We start from the raw sequence: 21,505 nt of genomic DNA, 5'->3' as shown, positions 1-21,505 counted from the left end.
GCATGGCCAACGACAGATCCGCCTTCGTCACCCAGTTGGGCGCCCGCCTGTGCGGCACCACGGACCCTGCGTCGCTCGCGACGACGCTGCTCCGCACCGGTAGCGGCCAGGCTCTCGACATCGTCGCGCTGACCGCGACCTCGGGCCGGTTCGGCTATGACGAGCTGCTCCCGAAGCTGGCCGGCGGCGACGACGGCTCCGTGACCGATCCGCGGTGGTTGCCGCAGCTCGCGCGCATCGCCGCGCTGCGGCGGGCGGCTCCGGACCCGACGGCAGCGCTGGCGATCCTGGAGCAGGCACGCCAGGTGCACGGCACGGAGCTGCTCGACGGCGCCGCCCGGCAGCTCTACGCTCAGCTCCTGGTAACGCTGGACCCGGACCGGCTGCCCAAGGTCCTCGACTCCCTCGACCTGCCGCCGTCGCTGATCCGTTCGATCCGAGCCGACGCGGCCAACCCGTTCGTGACCGCCGGCGCGTCGGTCAGTGAGTGGACCGCACTGCTCGCGGCGCCGTTCGTCAGCGTCGGGCTGGAGCCGGTGTCGCTGAGCGGCGATGCCGCGACACCGTTCGACCGGCTCAGCGCCGAGGCGTCCACGGCCGTCGACGACACGAGCCTGGTCAGCGTCGTGATGTCGGCGTACCGGCCCGACGCGAGCATCTTCGCCGCCGTGCGGTCGATCCTGGGGCAGAGCTGGCGCAATGTCGAGCTCCTGGTCGTCGACGACGCGTCGCCGGAGGAGTTCGATTCCGTCCTCGACGAGATCGCGGCCCTGGACGACAGGGTCCGCGTGCTGCGCTCACCGGCCAACCGCGGCACCTACATGGCGCGCAACCTGGCCCTGGAGCACGCTCGGGGCGAGTTCGTCACATTCCAGGACTCCGACGACTGGGCTCATCCGCGCCGGCTCGAGCTCCAGCTGGCACCGCTGCGCGACAACCCGGAGCTGCTGGCCACGAGGAGCCACACCCTTCGCGCGTTCCCCGATCTCACCTTCACCTACCTGGGCTATCCGCCGGACCGCATCAACGCGTCGTCGCTGCTGTTCCGCCGCCGCGAGGTGGTTGACCTCATCGGCTACTTCGACACGGTGCGAAAGTCCGCCGACGTCGAGTATCCGGAGCGGCTGCGGGCGGCCGTGCCGGGTTCCGTGCTCGACCTGGACCCGTCGCTGCCGCTGGCCATCTGCCAGCTCCGGGCGGCGTCCCTGTCTCGTTTGGACGCGATCCCCGGCTGGATGCACTGGTCCCGGACCCTGTACCGCGACGCCTACCGCGCCCGGAACGTGCGGGTACGCCGCGGCTTGGCGTCGGCCTACTACGACGGCAACCCGGACCATCGGTTGTTGCCGCTGCCAGACCCCTCCTGGTCACCGACGCGGGGAGAGGGCGGGACGGGCGGCAAAAAGGCCGCCTACGACGTCGTCGTCCTGAACGACTGGCGACGCGGCAACCGGCACCCGAGATCCGTCCTCAACGACCTGCACGCCATGCTCGACGCCGGGCTGCGCGTCGCCGTCGCCCATGCCGAGACATTCGAGCCGGCTCCGAACCTGGGCCGGCGACCGTCCCTTGCCGGCCCCATCCTGGAGCTCGTCAACGACGGCACGATCGCCATGACCCACGTGTCACAGGCGGCGAGCACCCGGCTGCTCCTGACGCATGACCCGGCGACCCTCCAGTTCGCTCCGGACGTCGACGCACGGTTGAGTGCTGACCGGGTGGCGCTGCTGGTCGATCCCGAGACCATGCGCGCGGACGGCCGGACGTTCCGGACAGCGGACGTGGTGGCGAACAGCGAACGGCTGTTCTCCCGCCGGCCGACCTGGGTGCCGCGCACGGGCAAGGCCCGCACCACGGTGGCGGCCGCGTCCGGACCCCTGGAGCTCGCGGAGCTGGACCTGGCCAAGGTCTACGATCCGGCCCGGCTCGCGGCTGCGGTCCAGCGGTTGCGCGCGCACCGGCCGGTCATCGGGCGGCACGTTCCCGACCACGCCAGCCACTGGCCGGCCACGCCCGACACCCTGCTCGCCGCGTATCCGGACGACGACGCCTTCGACGTGCGCATCATGGGCGGGGTGGGGACACCGCTGCGCGTCCTCGGTACCGGCCTGCCACCGAACTGGGTGTCGTTCCCCGACGGCGCGCTGACCGTCCGGACGTTCCTCGCGCAGCTCGACTTCTTCGTGTACTTCGACCGCGACGACGCGGCGGTGCCGGGTGACGCCGTCATCGAGGCCATGAGCAGCGGTTGTGTCGCCGTGCTCCCGCCGCATCTCCAGGAGGTCTACGGAGACGGTGCGCTGTACTGCGAGCCGGGCAGCGTCCGTGAGGTCGTCACCGAGCTCCACCGGTCGCCGTCGCGCTACACGCGGCTGCAGGAGCGGGCACGGCACGCCGTGGCCCAGCGATACGGTGCGCCCGCGTTCGTGAGAGGACTACGGCGACTGCTCGACGCCTGAGGGCCGGTCCCCCGACGGCTGCAGCGTCAGTACCTTCAGCGCGTCCCCCGGCGGCACCGCCGACACCACCAGCTCCGGTATCTCCTCGCGCCAGCGCTGCACCACCTCACGCTCGTCCGGGCGGGTGGCATCGTCGAGGGCGACGACGGCCCCGTCGCCGAGCTGGTCGCGCAACCGCACCGCCGCCGGGTACCGCGCCATCGACCCGGTGCTCCGCGGGGGACCGTCGATGACCAGCAGGTCGATGTCGGTCAGGTCCGCCATCACAGTGTGGTCGTACCAACGCGTCGCGTGCCCCGGAAGGTCCGCGTCCACCAGCGGCGCGACCCGTACCTCGACGAGCTCCTCGAGGCCGTGCGTCCGCACGTGGGTGCGGGTCTGCTCAGCGAACCGCTCGTCGTGGTCGATGGTCACCAGCCGACCGGAACCGAGCTGCTCGAGCGCGTAGCCCAGCCAGATGGTCGACGTACCGGAACCAAGCTCGACGACCAGTCCCGGCTGGCGGCGCCGGACGATCTCCAGCAGGGTGAGGACACCCGTCGGGTCCAGCGCCCAGCCACCCAGCGACGGCATGGCGCACCTGGGCCGCACCCACTCGTAGAGCTGGATCAGAGCCTCGCTCTGCCGGATGTACCGCGCCGCCGCCAGGTCCTGCCTCTTGTCCTGCTGCTCCCGATCCTTCTCGGCCTCGGTCAGCGCGACGTCGACCCGCTTGCCGAGGTCGCCGACGCCGGAGCGAACGACGTCGAGGCCGTGCCGCCACACCTCGAGCTCCGCCGCCCACGCCTCGACCTTCGCGCGGTTGTCCTCGGCCTTGGCCGCGACGTTCTCGAGGTTCGCGCGCAAAGTAGTCTCGACGACTTTGCGCTCCTCCACCGTCCGCGCGATCTCGGCCAGCTTGTCCGCGACTTCTACCCGGCTCGTCTCGGCGGCCGCGAGCATGCGCGCGCCCAGGTTGTCCAGCCGCCGCTCCACGGACTTGAACGACCCGGCGATCTTGCGCACGTCGTGCGACCTGGCCATGCGGCGGCGCACGTCCAGCAGAGCGACGATGACCGCCGCCTGAGCGAACGCCATGACCGTCAGTGCGACGTGCCACCAGCCGAGGAAGGCCGCCACTGCGACGACCACGGCGGTGACGCACGCCGCACCGGCGATCGCGCGTTCCCGGGTCAGGCCCACCATGACCTCCAGAGGATTGCTGAGCCGAGGTTCATCCGGAAACCCTAAGCCCGGGTCGCCTCGGATCGAACAATGACTCCCACGACAATCGTGGACAGACGACGACAGATGGACGACCGGATCATACGCACCGCGACCCTCCGTACGTCCGGCTCGCGCGATTCCGGTGACCGCCGGTGCCGCCGCCGGGTGTCCGGCCAGTTCATGAGCGACACCAGCACCACCCAGCCGGCACATTGTGCTGCGGTAGTATCCAGCGCTAGCGCGCCGCTGCCGGCGTGTCGTCAGTCTCAGGGGTCCGCGTCGCCGGGGTGAACACGGAAACGACATCTTTGACGTGCAACCGTGGGGGTAGGCCCGGGCGTCATCCAGGTGAAGGCTGTGCAGTCGATCAAGCGGGGTAGGCAGTGTCGGTGGTTAGCGCGGTAGCCGGGAAGCGGTATCCGCGGCGGCTGGACGGCTAGGTCCATGCGCGTTCTCGTCCTGACCGTCGTGCACGATCCCGAAGACGCCCGCATCCGGCACCGTCAGATCGTCGCCCTGCGAAAGGCGGGGCACCAGGTCACGCTGGCGGCCCCGTTCGCCGCCTACGGCCGGTCCGTCCCCGACGACCTGGAGGTCATCGACATCCCGCGCTCGTTCGGCCGGCACCGGCTGACCGCAGCGCGAGCGGCGCGGCAGCTGCTGCGGCGCCACGGCCGTGCCTTCGATGTCGTCCTCATGCACGATCCCGAGCTGGTGCTGGCCACCGTCGGCCTGAAGGTCCCCGGCCTGGTGTGGGACGTGCACGAGGACACCGCCGCCGCGCTGCGCATGAAACCGTGGCTGCCGCGGGTGGGCCGCCCGGCCGGGACGCTGCTGATCCGGGCCATCGAACGCAGCGCCGAGCGGCGGATGCCGCTGATCCTGGCCGAGGAGTCCTACGCCACCCGCTTCCGCAAGCCGCACACCGTCGTCCGCAACAGCGTGGCGGTTCCCGACGACGTCAGCGTCCCGGTCGGCGACCGCGTCATCTACCTGGGGCGCCTGACGGCGGCGCGTGGCGCGCTGGAGCTGATCGAGCTGGGCCGCCGCCTCGCGCCGAACATCGAGATGCACCTGGTCGGCACCGCCGACGCCGAGTGCCGCGCGGCGATCGAGGCAGCGCAGGCCGAGGGCGCGGTCCGCTGGCACGGATTCATCCCCAACGACCAGGCCCTCACCATGCTGCCCGGCGCCCTGGCGGGACTCAGCCTGTTGCACGAGCAGCCCAACTACGCGCACTCACGGCCCACCAAGATCGTAGAGTACATGGCACACGGGCTGCCGGTCGTCACGACGCCGAATCCGGCGTCCGCGGAGCTGGTCATGCTGCATCGCTGCGGGACGGTGGTGCCCTTCGGCGACGTCGCCGCGGCGGAGGCCGCGGTGCGGCGGCTGCGCGACGACCCCGTCGAGCGACGGCGGATGGCCGACGCCGGCCGGGCCGCCGTCGCCGCCCACTACAGCTGGGACGCCGACGCGGACTTGTTCGTTCATTCCCTGGAGCGGATGGCGCACGCGACGGCGCGCTGATTCCGGCCGGTAGAGTGCTTCATCCGATCAACGGACGACGGAGATTCGATGCTACGGGCGCTACGTTCGCTTCTCGGCTCGCGCTGGCCGATCCTGGGCATGCTCGGCGCCCTGGTGGCAGTGGCGGTCGCCGTCGGCGCGCTGATCGACGGCAGTGTCGTCGAGGCGGCGATCTCGGCCCTGCTGGGTCTCGCGCTGGTCGGCCTGGTGATCGTCGGCGCCAGCGCCCGGGAGGCCGAGCAGCGCGCTCGTAAGCTCGACGCACAGCTGAAGCACCTGGCCTCGGCGACCGACGCCATCTCGACCACGCTGAAGGCCATCGAGTCCAAGCAGGACGACCCCGGCGGCGGGGCGCTCGCGGCCGCCATCGGCGCCCAGCGCCTGGACGCCGCCGTCCGCCACGACGAGCTGCTCGCCCGCCACGACCAGCTGCGCGGTGAGGTCGTCACGGCGCTCACCGAGGACCAGCTGTCCGAGCTGTCGGCCCTGACCAACCTGTACGCGATGCTCGGCCCGGACGACGAGGTCCCGGTGTTCGGCGGCTACGCGGCCCGCCCGACCACGGTGCTCCGGCTGGCCTCACTGGTCCGGCGGCTGCCCGGCGACGCCCTCGTCGTCGAGTGCGGCAGCGGCAGCTCGACGGTGTGGCTGGCGCTGGCCTGCCGGCGAGCCGGACGGGGCCGCGTCATCGCCCTGGAGCACCACGAGCGCTACGCCGAGCTGACCCGCACCGCCCTGGCGCGGCAGGGCCTGGAGTCTGTCGCGCAGGTCCGCGTCGCGCCGCTGGAGCCGGTCACCGTCGGCGACCAGACGCAGGACTGGTACGAAGGCAAGAACTGGGCCGACCTCGGCGGCATCGACCTGCTGTTCGTCGACGGGCCACCCCGTAGCACCGGGCCGCGGTCGCGCTACCCCGCGTTCCCCCTGCTCGCCCGGGCCCTGAACGACGGCGCCGTCGTCGCGCTCGACGACGTGAACCGCGAGGACGAGGCCGACATCGCCGGCGACTGGCTGGCCGAGCCGGCCGACGGGGTCACCCTCCGCGACGCCGGGACGATCGGCCGCACGCGGTTCTTCACCGCCAGCCGTGGGCAGGACAACTAGGCGTTCTCGCGCTCCACGTGCGCGAGGGACGGAGCGGCGCGCGATGCGGGCGGCGTCGTCAGAAGGCCTGTGGGTCGACTGCCGCTGAGGCGTCGACGAGCATGCCCTGACGAGTGAGGCCGACGACGGCGCGGCGCACGCCGAGGTCCTCGCCGCTGAGCCAGTGCTCGCCGAACAGCCGGCGGGCGGTCTCGTCCAGCGACCCGCCCGACGCGACCTGCCGGCGCGACCGGTGCAGCGCCCGGGTGGCCCACAGCTCGACGGGCGGGCCCGCGGCCTCCCCCGACCCAGCCCCGGCGGCATCGACCACCGTCGACCGCACCAGCCCGGCGCCCGCATCGGCGGAGGCACGCAGCAACGCGTCGACGGCGTCCCTGCCGATCGCCACCCCTGCCGGCACGACCAGCGAGAACGGCGCCGGGAACCCCGTGCGCACCGGCTCGGCGGAGAAGCGGACCCGCGCGTCGGCGGTGAAGTAGTCCTGGACCCACCGGGGCAGTCCGGCCGACGGCGACACCGTCACGACCAGGTCGGTGAACGCGGAGGCGAGGATGCTGTCGACGGTGAGCTGCACCTGCTCCGCAGACCCACCCGTGGCGTCCACGATGGCGTGCACCCGCGGCACCGTCCACATCCGCCCCACGTCGGCCGGGCGGAACAGCGGGATCGGCAGGTGGTTGGCGGCCAGCCCGGACCGCTCGCGCTTGATCTCGTCGCCGCGGACGGCGAAGTTGCGGGCGCCCTGGTGGTAGCTGCGCGCTCGCGGCTCCGGGATGATCACCGCGCCGGCGGTGAAGATGCGGTAGCCGAACTCGGTGTCGACGATGCCGCGCAGGCCGAACGCGGAGAACCCGCCGCTCTCGGCGTACAGCGCCCGCGGCGCGGACACGCTGGCACCGACGACGGCGATGAACGTGTCCTCCGCGTACCGCGTGAGCTTGTCGGCGTCGCGGATGAAGTCCTCGAACCAGGTGTGCCGCTTCTGCTTGCGCCCTTCGAGCAGTTGGTCGAACTGGTCGTCACGCGTGGCGGCCTGGACGTCGGCCACGGTGATGTCGTCGAAGTCGACGAAGAGCTTGCTGCCCAGGACGACGGCGTCGGCGACGGCGTGGTGCCAGCGCAGGTGCGCCTCGACGTGCGTCCGGGTGGCGACGATGTCGGCGTCGAGGAACAGCACCACGTCACCGGTGGCGGCCTCGGCGCCGGCGTGCCGGGCCCGGCCGGAGCCGTGGCCCTCGCCGGGCGGCAGGCGCAGCACCCGCGACCGCTCCGGAGCCACCGCGGGCAGCCGCAGTGGTTCGGCGGACGCGTCGTCGACGACGATCACGTCCAGCAGCTCCGCCGGATAGGTCTGCTCGGCCAGCGCGGCCAGGGTGAGGTTCAGCTCGTCCTGGCAGTCCTTGGCCGGGAGCACGACGGTGACGCTCAGCTCGGGCGTCCAGGTGCCGAGCTCGGGCGGCGTGACGGTCGTCCACTCCTGCTTGGGCACTGCTGCAGGCGTTCGGACCGTGGTCGACATCGTTCCTCCGGATGGTGCCAGGTACTGTGTGGGTCGCCGTTCACTGCCGACGACGCCAAACGGAGAACCTACCGGGCCTCGTGATGCCGACCAAGACCGACCTCCCACCAGCGCGAACGCCTGGGCAGTCTGTCCCGACCTGGGACAGATTGGCCGCTTTGGACCCCGCCAGCCTGCGCGCGGCCGCCGGCACGCTCGCCGAGACGCCGCTGCCCGCGGTCAACAGCGCGCTACTCTCACCAGCGGGTTTCGACACGTTCGAGGGGGACGGCTCCCGGGTCCTCCGACCGGTCGCCGAGGTGCGCACCACGCCGCACCGCAGTTTGCGCATCGCCCATGGCCGGACCCGCGTCGGCACCTACCCGCCGAGCGGCGTGATCACCCCGGCGGAGCTTGCCGCGCTGCGCGACTACGCCGCGGTCCGGGTGCCCTTCGGTGCCGGCGCCGGGCCGGTCGAGCTGGCCGCGCTGCTGCGCCAGCTGCTCGTGGCGGGCGTCCCGGTGCTCGCCCCGGACCTTCCGCTGTCGGTGCGCCGGCTGCTCGGGCGCGACCTGGGCGACCTGGTCGCCGCGTTGACGCCGGCCGCCGTCGCCGACGTGGACCGGCGCGAGCACTGGTCGGTCGACGCCCGGCGGCTGGCGCTGCTCACCGCGACCAGCGCCGCTGGCGTGCCGTCGTCGCCGTCGGCGGTCACGGCCGTCGTCGAGGCCGGCAGCGGGCTCACCGCCGTCCTGCGTGACCTGCGCGCCCAGACCTGGCCGAACTTGGCTGTCGTGGTGGCGGCCGGCGACGACGACACCGTGCCGGCCCGGCTGCCCGCCGGGATCGAGGTGGTCCGCGCCGCGACCCGCGCCGACGCCGTGCGGGCGGCCGTTCGCGACGGTGGCGGCGAGTTGGCCACCGTCGTGACTCCGGAGCTGTCGTACGGGCCGGAGCACGTGCGCGACCTCGTGCTCGGCTACCGGTACGGCCAGCGCCCGGTTGCCGGCACGGTGGTGCGGCGGACCTACCTGGAGCCGCTGGACCTGACGGCGTGCGCGCCGGGCGAGCCGACCGAGGCGCCCACCGACCGGCTCTCCGCGAGGACGCTGCTGGCCGCTGCGTCGACGCTCCTGGAACTGCTGACGGACGGCGACGGCGACCTGGTCACCGTCGGCGACGACGGCTACGCCATCCACGACCGCAACGTGCATCGGACGGTCCGGCGAGGTCGCCCGGGCCTGGACGCGGCCCTGCACGCCGGCGGCCTGCAGGTGCCCGGCGAGACCGGCCGCATCGGCTGGCTGGCCGCCGAGTCACGCCGCGCGCCGAGCGCCACAACACGCGCGCACCATGACCGCGTCGATCCGGCCTACCTCTCCTACTTCGCCCGCATCGACGCCGCCGGTGCCGCGTCGGCGCGCTGACGCGCTGCCCTACGGGTGCACGATCTGGCGCTCGGCCTGCAGCTTGCGGACCGCCTCGACCAGCTCCTCCGCGCGGGCGTCGAACGAGTGCTCGCGCCGCACGAGCTCCGAAAGCTTCTCCCGGGCGGCGGCCCGGTCCGGAGTCTCGGCCAGGTGGGTGGCGACGGCCGCGGCCAGCTCCTCGGGCGTGCTGTAGGTCAGCACGATGTCGCCGAAGACGTCGGACATGCCGTGGACCTCGTCGCTGACCACGCGGGCACCGCAAGCGGCCAGGTCGAAGAGCCGGTTGGACATGAGACCCTCGGTCTTCATGTCGTCCCAGTGGTCGTTGAGCACCACACCGGCCCCGGCGTAGAGCGCCGGCAGCTCGTCGTTGGGGACGTACTCGCCCTGCCAGGCGCCCTGCGGGAGCAGGCCGCGCCAGCGCACGCCGTAGACCGAGGGGACGATGCCGGCCCGCAGCGCGGCACCGACCGAGGCCCGCATGCCACGGGCGTTGCCGACGAACAGAACGTCGTGGTGCCGGCGCGGGTCGCCCGGGACCGGCCGGAACCGGTGCTTGTCGGTGCACTGCAGCAACGGCTGGATCGGGGCGCCCAGGTCGGTGGACATCCGGCGGGCCAGCGGCGCGGACGCGGCGAAGACGGCGTCGTAGGCGGCCAGCTCACGGCGGGTGACCCGCTCGGGGTGGCTGATGACCCACGACAGGTTGATCTGCTGCGGGTTGACCGTGTAGACGCTGACCCCGCGCAGCACGAGCGCGACGTCGTCGAACCGGGACGTCGGCCGGTACCAGGCCCGCTTCGCGTCGATGACGGCCTCGTGGCCGAGCCGCTCCAGAGCCTGCTTGAGCCCGATCGCGAAGTGCCAGTCCCCCCAGTTGGTGCGGCGCTCGACGTTGGGTGCGCCGATCTTGATGGCCCAGCGCAGCGGCCGCTGCGGGCGGTCGTGCACGACGATGGGGTCGAAGCCCCAGTGGGTCGGCGCCTCGCCGTCGTACCCGACGATGGAGTACCCGCCGGACCGCCAGGTGGCGACGTCGTCCTGGCCGACGGTGTCTTGCCACCGCCCGGTGAACAGCTCCTGGTTGTCAGTGGCCGTCGTAGTGGCCGACGCGGTGAGGCTTCGCTCCGGGGTGGTGGAGAACGACACCAGGCTGGCCGGGACGTAGCGCAGCGGGCGCTGGGTCTCGCGCGCCAGTCGCAGGCTGAGGTCAGGGTTGTCGGTGTCGTTGACGAACAGCGGGTCGAAGCCGCGAACCGCGGCGAAGTCGGCGGCACGCACCGCCAGCACCGCCGGTGACAGTCCCGCCGGCGACGACGGCCGCACGACCTCCGGTGCGTCGCCCGGGAAGCGCCGGAACAGGTTGTGCGGGTGTGCGCCGCGCGCGAACGCCACGCCGGCGGCCCACACCGTTCCGTCGGGCAGCAGCACCAGCGGCTGGGCGGCGGCGGCACCGTCGGCCAACGCGCCGGTCAGCGGCTCCAGCCACCCCGGCTCGACCCAGGTGTCCGGGGTCATGAAGACGATGGTCTCGCCGCTGGCCTGGGCGGCGCCGATGCTCCGCGACAGCTCTGTCGACAGCCGCTGCGTCTGCCGCAGGATCCGCACGTTGGGGAACCGGACCGGCAGGAACTGCAGTCGCATCCCCTCGGCCTCGGAGGTCTTGGCGTCGACGACCACCACTTCGAGATCGTGGTCGGTGACCTCCAGCAGCCGCTCGACGGTGGCCGTGACGGTCTGTGCGTGCTCGCCGGCGTGGATGACGACGGAGACCGTGCCCGGCCCGCGCCGGGTGAGGCCGGCTTCGACGGCGTCCCAGTCGACCAGGTGCTTGGCCCGGATGACGAAGCGGTAGCCGAAGAGCTCGTTGATGGTGATGCGGTCGCTGCGCTGCTCCCAGGCGTCGTAACGGGTCGCGACGAACGGCGCCTGCTCGAAGTCGGTGACCCGGGACATCCGGATGAACAGGTCCCAGTCGACGTTGCGCCGAAGGTCCTCGTCGAACGCACCGACCTCGTCCAGCAGCGACCGCTCGTGCATGACCACGATGCAGTCGATGAAGTTGCGCTCCAGCAGCGCCTCGCGGTGGAACGGCAGCGACCGGTAGCCGCGGCGGCCGTCCTCCTTGTCCTCCCACAGCTCCGACACGGCGTAGCCGAACCGCAGCGACCGGGTACGCACGAAGGCGACCATGACCGCCAGGAACTCCGGCACCCAGGTGTTGTCGGAGTCGAGGTAGGCGACGTACTCGCCGCGGGCGTGCGCGAGCCCGGCGTTGCGCGCCACCGACACGCCGCCGGCCTGCTCGCGCCGGACCAGCTCGATGCGCGGGTCGGTGAGCAGCGGCTCGATCGCTTCGGCGGTGCCGTCGGTGCTGCCGTCGTCGACGACGATCAGCTGCCAGTTGCGGTACGACTGCCCCAGCACGGACTCGATGGCGCTCAGCACGCCCTGCCGGCGGTCCTTCGTCGGGATGACGACGCTGACCAGCGGCGGCTCCTCGGCGCGCTGAGCGTACTCGGCCAGGACCGCCTGCTTGAACGCGTCCGCGGCGTCGTGGTCGAAGCTGGGTGCGGTGCGCGGCAGGTGCTCCCAGCCGCGGGATTCGAGCATGAGCCGGCGGGTCCGGCGGGCGAAGTCGGCCAGCGGCGGGCCGTGCACGTCGCCGAAGGACTGGCGGTACCCGGCGACGTCGAACGCGGCGCTGGGCTGGACGCCGTCCTTCCAGCCGACCTCGAGGTAGTGGCCCAGCGGCCCGCCGCGGTGCTTGGCCGCCTCCGGGTGCGCCTCGGCGTAGAACGCGGGGTCGAACAGCGGGTGCGGCGAGAGCCCGCGAGCGATGCCCCTGTTCACGTAGTGGATGAACGGCGCGACGTCGAGGTTCTTCGGGCTGTCCGGGTGGTCGCGGTACCACTCGGTGACGAAGCACGGGTTGGGCGAGATGTCGGTGGCGCTGCCGACGGTGACGTAGTGGTCGACCGGGTCGACGTCGTCGCGGATGGGCTCCTCGAGCTGTTCGCGGTACCAGTCCGCGTCGAACAGGCCGCTGGACCTGATGGAGGTGGCGATGCGGCGGCGCCTGGCGACATCGTCGACGTACGCCTGTGGCAGCACCTTCTTGACAAGACGACGAACCCTGCCGACCGGCAGTCTCATGCGAAGAACTCCTCGGGAACGACCCTGACCCCCTCGTGCCCCAGGCCATCGGACCCAAGTGCATCGACCGCGTGTTGCGCGCCCTCGATATCTTAGACGCTTCCGTGGGTTGGAGGTGCCGCTGTGCGGTGGCTTGTCACCGGCGCGGCCGGGATGCTCGGGCACGATCTCGTGACGCTGCTGACCGAGCGTGACATGAAGGTCACGGCGGCACGCCGCGACCAGCTCGACGTCACCGACGCCGCGGCCGTCGACGACGCGGTGAGCGGCCACGACGTCGTCGTCAACGCCGCCGCCTGGACCGACGTCGACGCCGCCGAGTCCGACGAGACCGCCGCTTTCGCGGTCAACGGCACCGCACCCGGGCTGCTCGCCGCGGCCTGCGCCCGGCACGGCGCCCGGCTGGTCCACGTCTCCACCGACTACGTCTTCGACGGGCAGGCGTCCGAGCCGTACCCGGAGGACGCGCCGACCGCGCCCCGTTCGGCGTACGGACGCACCAAGCTCGCCGGCGAGCGGGCAGTGCTCTCCGGGCTACCGGACGCCGTCGTCGTCCGCACCGCCTGGCTCTACGGCCAGCACGGACGCAACTTCGTCGCCACCATGGCCCGGCTCGCCGCCTCGCGCGACCATGTCGACGTCGTCGACGACCAGCGCGGCCAGCCGACCTGGTCGCACGACCTGGCCCAGCGCGTCGTCGAGCTGATCGACGCCGGCGCGCCCGGCGGCGCCTACCACGCGACGAACAGCGGCTCGACGACGTGGTTCGGCCTGGCCAGGGCGGTGTTCACGCACCTCGGCCTCGATCCGTCGCGGGTGCGTCCGACGACGACGGAGGCCTTCCCGCGCCCGGCGCCCCGGCCGGCGTACTCCGTGCTCGGCCACGACGGCTGGGCCCGCGCCGGGCTGGGCCCGATGCGTCCCTGGGAGGACGCCCTTGCAGCAGCCGCCCCCGTCGTCCTCCACCAAGGCGACGCCGCCTGACCCGAGGTCGTTTCGCCGGACACTGCGATCATCGTTCCGCTAGGTGACGGGTACCGGCTCCGGCGCCCGGTGTCCTCAGCATCCGGTTGCACGCACAAGGGGCAGATCGTGCGCCGCCACGAGGCTGGCGCCGCAAGCACGGCACCAGGTCGACTCTCGCGTCAGCAGGCGAGCATTCCTGGATGGGCGTTGCCCCGACCCGACGAGGCGTGGCAGCGGGTCGCCGTCGCAGCGGGTTCGACGGCGCGTGGCGTCCCCCCGCCGCCAGGTCAGCCGCAGCAGTCGCACACCGTGACCCCGGAATGATCACGTTCAGCAGGATCCCCCGAGCCTCACCATGATTGCGAGCATGGTGCGACACGCGATCTCGTGCTGAACGTGATCATTCCGAGGACAGGGAGCGGTAGAACTCCAGGGCGGACCGGTAGTCGGGCAGCAGGCCGGAGGCGCGGGCTTCGGCGAGGGTTGGCGCGGCGCGGTCCTTGTCGGACAGGATCGGCGAGATCGGGCGTCCCGCACGATCGGCGGAGGGCCACTCGATGCCCAGCTCCGGGTCCAGCGGGTCGACGCCGTGCTCGCGACCGGGTGCGTACGGCGCCGAGCACAGGTACATGACGACCGACCCGTCGGCCAGCGACATGAACGCGTGCCCGAGGCCCTCGGCCACGTAGACGGCCCGGCGCGTGACGTCGTCCAGCAGCACCGACGCGGTCCGGCCGAACGTCGGCGACCCGACCCTGATGTCGACCACCACGTCGAGCACGGCGCCGGACACGCACGTGACGTACTTGGCCTGGCTGGGCGGGATGTCGGCGTAGTGCAGGCCGCGCAGCACCCCGGCGGCCGACACCGACAGGTTGGTCTGCACGACGTCGAGCCGATGCCCCACGTGGGCCGCGAGCAGGTCGCCGCGGAAGGACTCGAGGAACACGCCTCGGTCGTCGCCGAACTGCCGCGGCGTGACCTGCCACGCCCCCTCGATACCGCCGAGGGACTCGATGTCCGCCCCGCTCACGCGTCGTCGCCGTCGAGCAGGTCGAGCAGGTAAGCGCCGTAGCCGGACTTGGCCAGCTTCTCAGCACGGATCCGCAGGTGGTCGTCGTCGATGAAGCCCATGCGCCAGGCCACCTCCTCCGGGCAGCCGATCTTCTGGCCCTGCCGGGCCTCGATGACCCGGACGTACTCACCGGCGGCCATGAGGTTGTCGAACGTGCCGGTGTCGAGCCATGCGGTGCCGCGCGGCAGCACCTCGACGCTGAGCTTCCCCCGGTCCAGGTATGTGCGGTTGACGTCGGTGATCTCCAGCTCGCCGCGCGGTGACGGACGCAGGCCGCGGGCGATCGCGACGACGTCGCTGTCGTAGAAGTACAGGCCCGGGACGGCGTAGTTGCTCCGCGGCGTGGCCGGCTTCTCCTCCAGGCTGATGGCCCGGCCGGCGTCGTCGAACTCGACGACGCCGTACGCGGAGGGGTCCGCGACGTGGTGGGCGAAGACGAGCCCCCCGTCGATCTCGGCGTACTTGCGCAGCTGGGTCCCCAGGCCCGCGCCGTAGAAGACGTTGTCGCCCAGCACCAGGGCGACCGAGTCCGAGCCGACGAAGTCCGCGCCGATGATGAACGCCTGGGCCAGGCCGTCGGGGCTGGGCTGCTGGGCGTAGGAGATGGAGATGCCCAGGTCGGAGCCGTCGCCCAGCAGCGTGGTGAACTGCTCGGCGTCGCGCGGGGTGGTGATGACGAGGATGTCGCGGATGCCGGCCAGCATCAACGTCGTCAGCGGGTAGTAGATCATTGGCTTGTCGTAGACCGGCAACATCTGCTTGCTGACCGCGACCGTCAGCGGATGGAGCCGGGTGCCCGAGCCGCCCGCCAAGATGATTCCTCGCATGGGCGCTTACGATAGCCCGCACACGTAACAGCCTCCGGAGGGGACGAGATGCGGCTGTTGATCACTGGCGGGGCCGGCTTCATCGGCTCGAACTACGTCCGCCGGGCACTGTCCGGCGCCTACCCCGGCCTTGTCGACGCCGAGATCGTCGTCCTGGACAAGCTCACCTACGCCGGCAACCCGGCCAACCTCGACCCGGTCGCAAACCACCCGCGCTTCTCGTTCGTCAAGGGCGACATCCTCGACTCCGCCGTCGTCGACGAGCTGCTGGCCTCGTGCGATCAGGTGGTCCACTTCGCCGCCGAGAGCCACGTCGACCGGTCCATCCAGGGCGCCGCCGCGTTCGTCCAGACCAACGTCGTGGGCACGCAGACGCTGCTCGACGCGGCCCGCCGGCACGGCGTCGAGCGGTTCGTGCACGTCTCCACCGACGAGGTGTACGGCTCCATCGAGTCCGGCTCGTGGACCGAGGACCACCTGCTCGAGCCCAACTCGCCGTACAGCGCCAGCAAGGCCGGCAGCGACCTCGTCGCCCTCGCCTACCACCGAACCCACGGCGTGCCGGTGTCGGTCACCCGGTGCTCCAACAACTACGGGCCGTACCAATACCCCGAGAAAGTCATCCCGCTGTTCGTCACCAACCTGCTCGACGGGCTCAACGTCCCGCTCTACGGCGACGGGCTCAATGTGCGCGACTGGCTGCACGTCGACGACCACTGCCAGGGCATCGAGCTGGTGCGATCGGCCGGCCGGGCCGGCCAGGTCTACAACATCGGCGGCGGTCGCGAGCTGACCAACCGCGAGCTCACCGGGCTGCTGCTGGAGGCCTGCGGCGCCGGCTGGGACCGCGTCGACCACGTCGAGGACCGCCTCGCCCACGACCGGCGCTACTCTGTCGACGACACCAAGATCCGCACCGAGCTGGGGTACGTTCCCCGGCAGGCGTTCGAGGACGGCCTGGTCGCGACGGTCGCCTGGTACCGCGACGGTCGCACGTGGTGGGAGCCGCTCAAGAACCGCTGAAGATCGGCCGACACGCGGGCCACGGAGGGTTGAAAATCCGGCCGCGTGGGCATACTTTCTCCCACTTTGCACCCTGTGTGGCGGGAGGAAGTGCTGACGGTGAGACGCGCCGTGCTGATGGTCCTGGCGACGGTGTTGGCAGCGGCGTTCCTCATCGGCTGGACGAACGAGCCATCGCGCCCCGAGGCCAAGGACCAGCGCCGGCCGGAGCCCAAGGTCGTCGACGTCGGCGACCACCGCGGTGACGGCCGCTCCGACACCGACGCCATCCAGGCCGCCATCGACGCCGCCAGGCCCGGCCAGACCGTCACGTTCCCGCCGGGCATCTACGAGCTGGACCGGCCCATCCGGCTCGCGTCGCGGGTCGACTACGTCGCGACGCCGGGCGGGCCGGTCGTGCTGCGCAGCGCCGAGCCGGGCGGACTCACCATCGCGGCCGACGCCGACCGCCCGCTGCGCGACGTCACCATCGGCGGGCTGACCTTCGACAACCTCCGCATCGCGCTGGAGGGCGACGACAAGTACTCCTCGATCGTCGACGTCACGCTGCGCGACTGCGTGTTCCGCAACGGCCGGCCCTCCCGCGACTGGGGCGTCCCCTACGTCACGCTGCGCCGCACCAGCGGCGTCACCATCGACGGCTGCCAGTTCCTGCGCGGCCCGCAGAACCCGGGGCGCGGCGTCGTCGCGGACATGACCCGCCTCACCGTCGTCAAGGACTCGTTCTTCGGCACCACTCCGAACCTCGAGGCCGACGTTCCGAACGGCTACTTCCGCACCGCGGTCAACGTGTGGGGCCACGACCTGGACACCGGGATCGGCAACGACGAGGTGGTGATCGACGGCAACGTGTGGCGGCGCACGCCGGGCATCGGGGCGCCGAAGGGCTGCCTGTTCTGCCAGGACCACGGGCTGTACGCCTGGGGCAGCCGGCGGCTGGCCGTCGTGGGCAACTACGCCGACGGGTGGGACGCCACGCCACTGGGCGGCACGATGAAGCTGCGCAACCAGCACGACACCGTGGTGGCCGGCAACAACCTGCGCTCGTCGGGCATCTACGCCTACGTTTACGCCAGCGAGGTCATGCCGGAGGTGTTCCAGCGGGTCTCCATCCGCGACAACGCGATCGACATGGGCGGCTCCACCGACTGCCGGCACTACTGCGGCGTGACGTACTGGCGAGACGCCTCGATTCCCGGCGCGCAGGGCATCCCGGAGCAGGACGTGTTCATCGGCGGCAACGCGTTCGTCGACGGCGGCTCGATCAGCGTCTCGACGGCGTACGGCCCGGCGTTCTGCGTCCAGGGCAACGGCCAGGTCTCACTCACCGCACACCTGGGCCCCGTCCGTACCTCGGCCTGCGGAGCGGCGCCGGCGTGGGAGGACCCGTTCGCCGGCGTCCACCGCGGCGACTTCGACGGCGACGGCGACGAGGACTTCGCCCACCTGGTCCGCGAGGAGGGCGAAGACCCCTACTGGCGCGTCAACCTCGACACCGGCTCCGGCGTGCGCATCGAGGAGTGGCAGGCCCGCCTCGGGGGAGCCGACGACGACGCGGCGAGCCCAGTGGCCGCGCGGTTCGGCGTCCACGTCGGCGACTTTGACGGCGACGGCCGCGACGACCTCGCCTTCGTCGGCCTGCACACCGACGGCACGCCACGCTGGCTGGTCAGCCGCTCGACCGGAGACGGGCTCGCCGAGCCGCGCGACTGGGCGATCCTGGGCACGATGACGCCGGAGACGACCTCGTTCGGCTACCACGTCGGCGACTTCGACGGCGACGGCCGCGACGACCTCCTCGCCCGCGGCTCCTGCTCCAACGACAACACCTGTTGGCGGCTGCTGGCCAGCGACGGCGAGTCCTTCGAGGCCCGCTCGGCCGGTGACGACACCGCCTGGAGCGCCGACTCCGCCCGGTTCGGCCTGGCCATCGGCGACTACGACGGCGACGGCACCGACGACGTCGCCTATCGTGGCGTCTGCGGCAACGACGCGACGCCCTGCTTCCGCGTCCACCTCGGCGGCCCGAGCGGCCTCACGGTCCGCTCCTTCGGCGACGAGGCCTGGCCCGCACCCGACGGCACGACCGCCCACTTCGGCCTGCGCGTGGGCGACGTCGACGCAGACGGCAACGACGACATCAGCTACCTCGGCCGCTGCGGCAACAACAGCGACCTCATGTGGCGCCACCACCTCAGCACCGGCGACAGCTTCGCGGTGCGCTGTTCCCGCTACGCCACCTCCCTCTGAGGCCGCCGCAGAGGCGTTCGGGGGGCCGGAGTCGGGTCGCGGGCGGTTCCGCCGGTCCCCCTCGCTGCTCACTGTCCGGCCGCGGGCCCCCGTGATCATCGACGATCCGCGACATCACCAGGAGTTCTCGCGCCTCACCAGGCCTGTAAGCATGGTGGAGCACACACGATCCTCGTGCTGCTCGGGAACCCTGCGACCCATCCGCGTTGTGTCAGGGGTCGAGGAGGGTGGCGACGACGTGCAGCTGGGTCCGGAGGCGCCGGGTTCCGGCGACGATGCTCTTGCGCTTGACGGCGCGGAAGTAGCGGTTGCGCCAGCCGCTCATGAACAGCAGCAGGGCGACCGCGACCTGTGACCGCCACGGCATGGCGCCGCCCGCGACGAGCGCCGGCTCCTCGAGGGCGGCGGCCAGGGCGACGGGGTCCGGCGCGGACATCAGCGCCTTGACGACGTCGTGTGCCACGGGGCGGTGGCCGGCGTCCTCCCAGTCGACCAGGGCGAGACGGCCGTCGCGGAGGCGCAGGACGTTGCCGATGCCGGGGTCGCCGTGGCTGAGCCCGATGGTCAGCGGCCGTTCGTCGGTCAGCAGCTCGCGGACCCGCCGGGAGGTGAGCTCGCGGTCGAGATCGGCGGCCCAGACGCCGTCCGGCGGGTCGTCGGTGAGGTCGGCGAAGGCGGTGAGCGCGCGGGTGCGCTGGGCGGCACCGAGGGGTGCCTGCTCGGTGCCGAGGCTCTCCCACCACTGGGCGAGCAGCCCGATCATCGCGCCGACGGTGGCCTCGGCGTCCGCGGCCGCGACCGGGGCACCGTCGAGCGTCTCCTCCACGACCCAGTCCGCGCTCACCCGGTCGGCGTAGCCGGTCTCGAGAACGCGCGGCACCACGAACGGGGTCGTGTCGAACAGAGTCGACTGCAGCCGCGCGCCGGCCACCAGCGGGGTGGCAACAGCCGGCGCGGAGCGCTGGTGGACGACGAGCGACCGCGACCGCCCATCGGCCAGGTAGAACGACCGGAACCGCAGCTGCTCGACGGTGCGCATCGCACCGGCCACGACGACGTCGGCGGCGGCGCCCGAGCGCGCCTGAGGCCGCACACCGGCCGTCACCAGCAGGGACGCGCCGGTCACCGGATCGACGAACAGGCCGCTCCCGGGGAAGGCCGCGTTGACGTCCAGGGACGCGGCGACGGCGACGCGGTTGTCGTGCAGGAAGTCGCGACGGCGATACCGGGCCACCCCGCGGGGACGGGGCAAGGCGTCGCTGGCCCGCTCGATCAGGGTCGTCCACGCCAGCGATCGCACCGCGTCGGACATGGGCGCACCGACCCCAACGGACCGTACGGCTCCGGAGGACCCGGCGGAGGCGGCGGCGAGCGGCATTCGGCATGTTAACCAGCGTTCCCGCACCGTTCACCGGTATTGAGACCCGATCTCGATGAGAGTCTTCTCATCATCGTCGCGACGAGCCGAACCGGGGCAGGCACGCGAACGGCTGCACACCGCCCCGGCAGGGTGGCGACTCACGGCCAGGCGCCACCTGCTGTAACATCGTGCGGCCAGGTGCTGTCATCGGAGTCGTGGGCGCGGCTTCCGCACCGACGCGGCGGGTCGCGCAGAGGCGACCGCCCCAGGCGACAACATAATCAACGGGACGGGACGAAGCAGTGTCGACAGATGTCGCGGTGGTTGGGCTGGGATATGTAGGTCTGCCGCTGGCCCAGGAGGCCAGCCGGTCAGGGCTGGGGGTGCTGGGCTTCGACGTCAGCACCGCGGTGGTCGACGGCCTCAACGCCGGCCGCTCGCACGTCGACGATCTCTCCGACGCCGACATCGACACCATGCTGGGCGCCGGGTTCCGGGCCACGACCGACGAGACCGACCTCGACGGCGCGGACACCATCGTCATCTGCGTCCCGACGCCGCTGTCCGACGACGGCGGCCCCGACCTGACCGCGGTGAAGGCGGCCGTGGCGACGGTCGCGCGGCACGTGCGCGCGGGCACGCTGGTGATCCTGGAGTCCACCACCTACCCCGGCACCACCGACGAGGTGGTGCGGCCGATGCTGGAGGAGGCGTCCGGGCTCACCGCCGGGCGCGACTTCCACCTCGCCTTCTCCCCCGAGCGCATCGACCCTGGCAACCCGAAGTTCGGCATGCGCAACACCCCCAAGGTGGTCGGCGGCCAGACCCCGGCCTGCACCGAGCGGGCCGCCACGTTCTACCGCCGCTTCGTCGACATCGTCGTCGAGGCCAAGGGCACCCGCGAGGCCGAGACCGCGAAGCTGCTGGAGAACACGTACCGGCACGTCAACATCGCGCTGGTCAACGAGATGGCGCGGTTCTGCCACGAGCTCGGCATCGACCTGTGGGACGTCATCCGCCTGGCCAAGACCAAGCCGTTCGGCTTCCAGGCGTTCTACCCCGGCCCGGGTGTCGGCGGGCACTGCATCCCGATCGACCCGAACTACCTGAGCCACAACGTCCGCGTGCGGTTGGGCTACCCGTTCCGCTTCGTCGAGCTGGCGCAGGAGATCAACGCCACGATGCCGGCGTACGTGGTCCAGCGCATCCAGAACATCCTGAACACCGACGGCAAGGCCGTGAACGGCTCGACCATCCTGCTGCTCGGCGTCACCTACAAGCCCGACATCGCCGACCAGCGCGAGTCGCCAGCGGTCCCGCTGGCCAAGCGGCTGGCGTCGCTCGGCGCGAACGTCGTGTTCCACGACCCCAAGGTGCCGACGTGGAGGGTCGACGGCGCCACCCTGGAGTCCGTGCCCGACCTCGACGCCTCGCTGGCCAGCGCCGACCTCACCGTCGTCCTGCAGCCGCACAGCGAGTACGACGGCACGCTGATCGCCAAGACGGCCAAGCGCGTCTTCGACACCCGCGGCATCACGCCGGCGGGTGACACCGTCGAGCACATGTGACCTGATCGGCGGTGCCGTCGCGGCGGCTGAGCGCCCGCGTTAGGTTGTGCGGC

At 71.9% G+C, this 21,505-nt stretch carries 14 protein-coding genes; 8 read left to right on the top strand and 6 right to left on the bottom strand.

Annotated elements, in window-relative coordinates:
* The first annotated feature begins 2 nt into the window (after positions 1-2).
* Positions 3-2,459 carry a glycosyltransferase gene (locus E1269_RS01095; RefSeq protein WP_131890095.1) on the top strand — a complete coding sequence of 819 codons (2,457 nt, stop codon included), beginning with the start codon at positions 3-5 and terminating at the stop codon, positions 2,457-2,459.
* Here E1269_RS01095 and E1269_RS01090 read toward each other — a convergent pair.
* Complete coding sequence (locus tag E1269_RS01090) at positions 2,436-3,644, bottom strand: class I SAM-dependent methyltransferase (protein WP_162606163.1); 1,209 nt, start codon at positions 3,642-3,644, stop codon at positions 2,436-2,438. The genes E1269_RS01095 and E1269_RS01090 overlap by 24 nt on opposite strands.
* Before the next feature lie 465 nt (positions 3,645-4,109).
* On the opposite strand from E1269_RS01090, the gene E1269_RS01085 reads away from it, so the two are divergent.
* Together E1269_RS01085 and E1269_RS01080 are read left to right on the top strand one after the other, a co-directional pair.
* On the top strand, positions 4,110-5,195 hold the full coding sequence (locus E1269_RS01085) for a glycosyltransferase (RefSeq protein WP_131890091.1): 1,086 nt from the start codon (positions 4,110-4,112) through the stop codon (positions 5,193-5,195).
* Between the two features lie 48 nt (positions 5,196-5,243).
* Complete coding sequence (locus E1269_RS01080; RefSeq protein ID WP_131890089.1) at positions 5,244-6,299, top strand: class I SAM-dependent methyltransferase; 1,056 nt, start codon at positions 5,244-5,246, stop codon at positions 6,297-6,299.
* Positions 6,300-6,357: 58 nt separating this feature from the next.
* Here E1269_RS01080 and E1269_RS01075 read toward each other — a convergent pair whose 3' ends face one another.
* Complete coding sequence (locus E1269_RS01075; RefSeq protein ID WP_131890087.1) at positions 6,358-7,818, bottom strand: glycosyltransferase family 2 protein; 1,461 nt, start codon at positions 7,816-7,818, stop codon at positions 6,358-6,360.
* A gap of 158 nt (positions 7,819-7,976) precedes the next feature.
* Here E1269_RS01075 and E1269_RS01070 point away from each other — a divergent pair, with 158 nt between their 5' ends.
* Positions 7,977-9,224 carry a hypothetical protein gene (locus E1269_RS01070; RefSeq protein ID WP_131890085.1) on the top strand — a complete coding sequence of 416 codons (1,248 nt, stop codon included), beginning with the start codon at positions 7,977-7,979 and terminating at the stop codon, positions 9,222-9,224.
* 9 nt (positions 9,225-9,233) lie between these two features.
* Here the strand turns inward: E1269_RS01070 and E1269_RS01065 are convergent, their stop codons facing one another.
* Positions 9,234-12,383 carry a glycosyltransferase gene (locus E1269_RS01065; RefSeq protein ID WP_131890083.1) on the bottom strand — a complete coding sequence of 1,050 codons (3,150 nt, stop codon included), beginning with the start codon at positions 12,381-12,383 and terminating at the stop codon, positions 9,234-9,236.
* A 123-nt stretch (positions 12,384-12,506) separates the two neighbouring features.
* Between E1269_RS01065 and rfbD the strand changes: the two genes are divergently transcribed.
* Positions 12,507-13,367, top strand: coding sequence for a dTDP-4-dehydrorhamnose reductase (gene rfbD, locus E1269_RS01060; RefSeq protein ID WP_131890081.1), 861 nt, complete (start codon positions 12,507-12,509; stop codon positions 13,365-13,367).
* A gap of 382 nt (positions 13,368-13,749) precedes the next feature.
* Here the strand turns inward: rfbD and E1269_RS01055 are convergent, their stop codons facing one another.
* Positions 13,750-14,382, bottom strand: a complete 633-nt coding sequence (locus tag E1269_RS01055; RefSeq protein WP_239000727.1) for a dTDP-4-dehydrorhamnose 3,5-epimerase family protein — start codon at positions 14,380-14,382, stop codon at positions 13,750-13,752.
* Positions 14,379-15,251: a glucose-1-phosphate thymidylyltransferase RfbA gene (rfbA, locus tag E1269_RS01050; protein WP_131890079.1), complete on the bottom strand. Its 873-nt coding sequence runs from the start codon at positions 15,249-15,251 to the stop codon at positions 14,379-14,381. Before rfbA ends, E1269_RS01055 begins: the two co-directional genes overlap by 4 nt.
* Before the next feature lie 48 nt (positions 15,252-15,299).
* On the opposite strand from rfbA, the gene rfbB reads away from it, so the two are divergent.
* Together rfbB and E1269_RS01040 are read left to right on the top strand one after the other, a co-directional pair.
* The gene (rfbB, locus tag E1269_RS01045) at positions 15,300-16,274 is read left to right on the top strand and encodes a dTDP-glucose 4,6-dehydratase (RefSeq protein ID WP_131890077.1); all 975 of its coding nucleotides are present in this window, start codon (positions 15,300-15,302) and stop codon (positions 16,272-16,274) included.
* A gap of 99 nt (positions 16,275-16,373) precedes the next feature.
* The gene (locus E1269_RS01040; protein WP_131890075.1) at positions 16,374-18,524 is read left to right on the top strand and encodes an FG-GAP-like repeat-containing protein; all 2,151 of its coding nucleotides are present in this window, start codon (positions 16,374-16,376) and stop codon (positions 18,522-18,524) included.
* 211 nt (positions 18,525-18,735) lie between these two features.
* Here the strand turns inward: E1269_RS01040 and E1269_RS01035 are convergent, their stop codons facing one another.
* Positions 18,736-19,836 carry a phosphotransferase gene (locus E1269_RS01035; RefSeq protein ID WP_162606162.1) on the bottom strand — a complete coding sequence of 367 codons (1,101 nt, stop codon included), beginning with the start codon at positions 19,834-19,836 and terminating at the stop codon, positions 18,736-18,738.
* Between the two features lie 350 nt (positions 19,837-20,186).
* On the opposite strand from E1269_RS01035, the gene E1269_RS01030 reads away from it, so the two are divergent.
* On the top strand, positions 20,187-21,452 hold the full coding sequence (locus E1269_RS01030) for a nucleotide sugar dehydrogenase (protein WP_131890071.1): 1,266 nt from the start codon (positions 20,187-20,189) through the stop codon (positions 21,450-21,452).
* Positions 21,453-21,505 lie beyond the last annotated feature (53 nt).

The sequence above is a fragment of the Jiangella asiatica genome, assembly GCF_004349065.1.
Taxonomy (GTDB): domain Bacteria; phylum Actinomycetota; class Actinomycetes; order Jiangellales; family Jiangellaceae; genus Jiangella; species Jiangella asiatica.
The sequence above is the reverse complement of the archived record's forward strand: the minus strand, read 5'-3'. Positions and strand labels throughout refer to the sequence as shown.

Coding starts and splice junctions, on each gene's coding strand:
- E1269_RS01095 (WP_131890095.1), top strand. CDS start 3: ATGGCCAACGACAGATCCGCCTTCGTCACCCAGTTGGGCGCCCGCCTG.
- E1269_RS01090 (WP_162606163.1), bottom strand. CDS start 3,644: ATGGTGGGCCTGACCCGGGAACGCGCGATCGCCGGTGCGGCGTGCGTC.
- E1269_RS01085 (WP_131890091.1), top strand. CDS start 4,110: ATGCGCGTTCTCGTCCTGACCGTCGTGCACGATCCCGAAGACGCCCGC.
- E1269_RS01080 (WP_131890089.1), top strand. CDS start 5,244: ATGCTACGGGCGCTACGTTCGCTTCTCGGCTCGCGCTGGCCGATCCTG.
- E1269_RS01075 (WP_131890087.1), bottom strand. CDS start 7,818: ATGTCGACCACGGTCCGAACGCCTGCAGCAGTGCCCAAGCAGGAGTGG.
- E1269_RS01065 (WP_131890083.1), bottom strand. CDS start 12,383: ATGAGACTGCCGGTCGGCAGGGTTCGTCGTCTTGTCAAGAAGGTGCTG.
- rfbA (WP_131890079.1), bottom strand. CDS start 15,251: ATGCGAGGAATCATCTTGGCGGGCGGCTCGGGCACCCGGCTCCATCCG.
- rfbB (WP_131890077.1), top strand. CDS start 15,300: ATGCGGCTGTTGATCACTGGCGGGGCCGGCTTCATCGGCTCGAACTAC.
- E1269_RS01035 (WP_162606162.1), bottom strand. CDS start 19,836: ATGTCCGACGCGGTGCGATCGCTGGCGTGGACGACCCTGATCGAGCGG.